This window comes from Candidatus Zixiibacteriota bacterium, assembly GCA_021159005.1.
Lineage (GTDB): Bacteria > Zixibacteria > MSB-5A5 > UBA10806 > 4484-95 > JAGGSN01.
The window spans coordinates 1-1981 of sequence record JAGGSN010000037.1; the positions used below are offsets into that span (position 1 = coordinate 1).

The window sequence follows — 1981 nt, forward strand, 5'->3', positions numbered from 1 at the left end:
CCAGGGTGCCTATTTTTTGTTTGATTCCTTTAATGGTTCTTCTAATAGTTTTAACTTCCGGGTTATCTACCATTGGCTGTTCTTCTAATGCCTTTATATCGTAGCCTGGGTGATAATTGAAATTGTAAAGAGACATGATTTCTTTGAAAAAGTTCTCCGATTCGCCCCATCGATGAAGCATGTAATAAGCAATATCTCCGGCGGGCTTTTTCTGGTCACTGGTATAAATAGCTATCGGAGTCCCGTGGTTCAGCTCTTTGAAAACGACCATACGTACCTCTAATGAAGCAGGGGTTTCCCGACCTTCTTTTTGGGCAGTAGAAATAGATTCTCTAATGAGCTTTTGCTTTTCAGCAATGAGATACTTTTTATCGTTGAACTTCAGACAACTGGTATATTGTAAGTCCCCTAACTCTTTTTGTTTAACATACTTGGCCCACGTAACAAAATCGGCCTTTTCTATCATTTGGCTGAAAAAATGCACACCATAGCCCCCTCGATCAAAGACGAAAAGGGGGCGATTGATGCCCAGACCTATTACTTTTTCCGCTGCCCTTTTGATGACAGGTCTGAAATCGATCTCGCAGCCTTCGGTAATAAAAAACAAAGGCTTTCCGTTGATATCGGTAACTGCATAAATCTCATTTCCTTTCATGGCCAAACGCCTAACAGTAAAATAGCCTTTCTGTAAGGCCTTTAGCCCATAATAAGGAAGAAAATGACCATCGATAAAAAATACCTCCGGGTCGATGAACCCCTTTGTTAAGAACAGATTTGCAAAATAATCTATAAGATTTTCTGATGGACGATCTTCGGCTATCCCTTGTAAACGCCGACGGATGCTGGTTTCATCTGGTGAACTTGTTTTTCCCAATAATAGGCCCAGATCACGACTGTTCACCAACTTGTGGGCCTCAATAGAATTGAGGCCAATCTGTAGGCCAAAAAAGATAGACTCAAAGAGTTCATGATGACCATAAGTGTTATTATTGCCCCTGGGCAAATAAGCAAATGCAGAGGAGAAGTTGACTTCATTTAGGAACAGGTGATGGAAAAGCATACCGGCAAATACGTTTCGTTGCCCTTCCTTTAATTGATCCAATAATGCTTTGTCTGTATTTGTATGTGTTTTCGGAGAATCTTCTTTAGCAGCTTCTTCGACTATTTTTTTAAATTCAGGATCATCGTCAAAGTTGAAAAGAAGCTGTCGTTTATCATGTTCTTTTATGTCAATACTATCGGCTATTTTTGCCAGCTCTTCCAAATTGTGTTTTAAGCGTTTTGTATGCTTGAGGTCATCTTTCTCAGTCCTTATGCGGGCAACAGCACTACGAGAAATAGGTGTATCGAGATATCTCGCTGCCTCATCGGCAATCTGCTGGTCACTCCAGTCAGGATATTTCCGTTTGAGTTTTTTAATAGTTGTGCGAATTTCACCTACATATTTCCATGGAGACTTTGGGCCACGGTCATCTTCAAGGAGGGCTTCTATGCCCAAAAGTCTCTTTGTGCGGAGGAGACTAAAGACCGTGTTACGATGAAAGCCGCATATTTTCCCAGCGTTATTTTGATTGCAGTATTTAAGTTCAACAAGTTGAACGACAGCGATTCGTCTTTCATTGATATTATCCAGATTGAAACAGACAACAGGGCGATAGTCAAAATAGACGGTTTTGGTCAATTTCCCTTTCGGATCTTTTTCAGTCCATACGGATAATTTGCCTGTTTTTTCTGTTTTGATAACCATGACCCCGAAGGGTAGCTTTACACTTTTCCTTTGTCAAGAGATTTTTCATTTTTCGAGTTCTAATGATTTCAACAGGTTACGTGATATCAAAAACTGTAATGCACAATCAATTATGAGAAGTAGCATCGCAAGGATTTCAACCAGTTATCTTGGCTGAGAATTATTTACTATGAACTCTGATGATAGGCAAGCGAGGTGAAACTCACATCCGGCATGAGCCTCGCAAGCTCCGCT

Annotated in this window: 1 protein-coding gene; it reads right to left on the reverse strand. The window is 40.5% G+C overall.

Annotated features, from left to right (window positions below):
• On the reverse strand, nucleotides 1-1747 hold a 1747-nt coding region (locus tag J7K40_02530), incomplete at its 3' end, for a helix-turn-helix domain-containing protein (protein MCD6161272.1).
• Nucleotides 1748-1981 lie beyond the last annotated feature (234 nt).